3 protein-coding genes and 2 pseudogenes are annotated in these 3,154 nt (G+C 48.5%); all 5 read left to right on the top strand.

Annotation, left to right across the window (positions count from 1 at the left end):
• Positions 1–319, top strand: a pseudogene (locus tag INT19_RS05450) (hypothetical protein); the annotation flags it as partial.
• A gap of 346 nt (positions 320–665) precedes the next feature.
• Positions 666–1,589 (top strand): Abi family protein, encoded by a 924-nt coding sequence (locus INT19_RS05445; RefSeq protein ID WP_193060033.1) that lies wholly within the window; start codon positions 666–668, stop codon positions 1,587–1,589.
• Entirely contained in the window at positions 1,586–2,125 is a 540-nt protein-coding gene (locus tag INT19_RS05440; RefSeq protein ID WP_193060032.1) for a restriction endonuclease subunit S, read from the top strand. The genes INT19_RS05445 and INT19_RS05440 overlap by 4 nt, the downstream gene beginning before the upstream one ends.
• A 12-nt stretch (positions 2,126–2,137) precedes the next feature.
• A complete protein-coding gene (locus INT19_RS05435; protein ID WP_193060031.1) occupies positions 2,138–2,929 on the top strand; it encodes a restriction endonuclease subunit S in 792 nt (263 codons plus the stop codon).
• Positions 2,926–3,154 (top strand): annotated as a pseudogene (locus INT19_RS05430) (ATP-binding protein); the annotation flags it as partial. The gene INT19_RS05435 and the pseudogene INT19_RS05430, both read left to right, overlap by 4 nt.

Genomic DNA, 3,154 nt, shown 5'->3' with positions numbered 1-3,154 from the left:
CGACGATATTGGCTGGATGAAATCTTTCATGCGTTTGCCCTGGCCAGACACCAGCCTGCGCGATAACGAGAACGTGCCGCTGGGTGAATCGGTGTTTGATTACTTCGAACGTGAGGTAAAACCCCACGTACCGGATGCCTGGATCGACGACAACAAGCGTGATGAGCTGGATGGCCGCATCGGTATTGTCGGTTTCGAGATTCCTTTCAACCGCCATTTCTACCAGTTCACGCCCCCGCGCCCGCTGGAAGAGATCGACGCCGACCTCAAAGCCTGCACCGATAAGATCAAGCAGATGATCGAGGGGCTGTCGGCATGATAATGAAAAAGCCCCTGAATGCGCGGTTGATCTTGTGGGCATCATTGCCTACTCTTACCGGCAACAACACCCGCCAAGGCTCTGCTATTTGCAGCATCCTCAAACCGGCGGGTTACTTTTTCAGCAAATGTTTTACATCCCCCCTGATGACACACCCGTCATGCTTCTCACGGCAGCATGCTTTGGCGGGTTTTTTTGATTTCAAAAATAATCACCTTAGAGTGGCGCTGGTGAGCACTTGCCTTGCTGAACAAAATTGTCTAACATTTACGTCAAGAAAACCCGCCAAGGCTATGCTCGCAAGAGTACCCTCAAACCGGCGGGTTACTTATTTGTGGGGTTTGAAATGAAGTTCAGCAAACCCGCCAGTACCTATGAAGAGCAGCTTTCCATTCTGCGCAAGCGCGGTCTTGGTGTGAATAACCCGGCTAGCGCGCTGCATTACCTAAGCCATCTCAACTATTATCGGCTAACTGCTTATTGGCTACCGTTTCAGGAGCAGTCATCACCCCGCCAGTTTCATAAGGGAACTGATTTTGAGGACGTGGTGAACCTCTATGTCTTTGATCGCGAATTCCGGCTGTTACTGCTTGATGCGATTGAGCGGATAGAAGTTTCCTTTCGAACGGCCTGGGCCTACTACATGGCTCACCGATACGGTTCTCATGCCTATCTTGATCCAGGGCTTGCAAAGCGTTCTAGCTGGCACGTTAAAAATCTCGCCAGTTTAAAAAAAGAAATATCACGCTCTGATGAAGTATTTATCGAACATTATCAGCAGACCTGCTGCGAGCCTGAAACGCCCCCCGTATGGGCAGTGTGTGAGGTCATGTCGCTTGGGCTGCTGTCACGTTGGGTCAACCAGCTGCCGCCAGGTGATGTGAGCCAGATAGCATCAATCTATGGCTTGGATCAGAGCGTTATGCGTTCAACCCTTCAGCATATTACCTACGTACGCAATCTATGTGCTCATCATAGCCGCGTGTGGAATCGCCGTCTTACTGTGACCATGAAAGTGCCAAACCGTAAACCTGCTGAAGTTGCTGCGGTGGTGAACCCTGCAAGTCCGCGTAATATCTATAACACGCTCACTATGTTGGCTTATTTACTGGATAAGATCAGCCCAGGACATACCTGGAGGCAGCGTTTAGGTAAATTACTTGCTAGCCATGATGTTGATACCCAGCAGATGGGTTTTTTACCCAATTGGCAGGCCCAACCATTCTGGGTAGGTGCCTTGCAAGAAATGCAGCCAGGGAGCCATTTATGACTTACCCCGCCTATCCCGAATACAAGGATTCCGGCGTTGAGTGGTTGGGGGAAGTGCCGGTGCATTGGAGCGTGCCAAAACTTAAACACTTAGCGCGTATTCGTAATGGGCGTGATTACAAAATAGTGGAAGTTGAAAGTGGTGGGTACCCAGTAATTGGTTCGGGTGGTGAGTTTGCGCGGGCTAATAATTTTTTATTTGATGGTGAATCTGTTCTATTAGGCAGGAAAGGGACAATTGATAAGCCCCTGTATATTAATGGTCCTTTTTGGACTGTTGATACAATGTTTTATACAGAGCTTAGCCAGAGGGTAGATGGTCGATTCCTTTATTATTATACGACTTGTTTTCAGTTTGATCAGTATTCAACCAATACTGCTCTTCCAAGTATGGCTCAAGAGGATTTGGTCAATATTTACCTAGCTACCCCTGAACTTCCTGAGCAAGCTCACATAGCCACCTTCCTCGACCACGAAACCGCCCGTATCGATGCTTTGGTGGAAGAGCAGCAGCGCCTGATAGAGTTGCTCAAGTAGAAGCGCCAGGCGGTGATTTCCCATGCCGTCACCAAAGGGCTCGACCCCGATGTTCCGATGAAAGACTCCGGGGTGGAGTGGCTGGGGGAGGTGCCGGCGCATTGGGGTGTGGTTAGGGTTAAGCATATCAAAGCCTCCATCCAGCACGCTTTTGTTGATGGACCATTTGGTTCTAATTTGAAGAGTGATCATTTCATAGATGACGGTGATGCCTACGTCATAGAAAGTGGTTTCGCCACTAAAGGTGTTCTTAACAATGAATCACTAAAGCAAATTACACATGAGCATTTTTCTACAATTTCAAGAAGTCAGGTGAAAGGTGGGGATATAGTTATATCCAAAATTGGGGCCCGATATGGGATGTGCTCAATACTCCCTGAGCTTGACAAACCAGCCGTTGTGTCAGGAAATTCGCTTAAGTTGACTGTAGATTTAAAGCTGTGCGATCCAATTTTTGCTGTACTTGTACTTCGATATCTTCGAGAGAGGGGGGCGATAGAAGATATTGTTAATATGACAGCTCAGCCAGCGCTATCTCTTGGAGAAATGAATAACCTTCCTTTCCCTCTTCCTAGTTTAGAAGAGCAAAAAGAAATTCTAAAAGATGCATCGCAAAGAATTACAAAATTCGATGATATGGCTGGTGAGTGCGAGCATCTTATCGCTTTGTCTCAAGAACGTCGCTCTGCCCTGATCTCTGCCGCCGTCACCGGCAAGATCGATGTACGCGGCTGGCAGCCGCCAGAAAAACTTCAAGCGGCTAATGACGACGCACAGAAAGGGCATGAGGTAGTCGCCGTATGAGCCTTGAGCGTAACTCCGCCTATTTAAGCGGTTTGCTTGCAGAGCTTCGCAAGCTACCAAGTGAAACCTCCTGGTTGGAGTTTAAGCGCAACAATGCTGATCCACATGAGATTGGCGAATATATAGCGGCGCTTTCAAATGCGGCGGCATTGGAGGGCAAAAGTGCGGCCTATATGGTGTGGGCGGTGATTTTCAACCCAGTTGTCCAAATAGCTGCGTTTAAGC

Origin of the sequence: Halomonas sp. 3A7M (assembly GCF_014897875.1) — a bacterium.
GTDB lineage: Bacteria > Pseudomonadota > Gammaproteobacteria > Pseudomonadales > Halomonadaceae > Vreelandella.
This window is presented reverse-complemented; position numbering and strand designations above follow the sequence as displayed.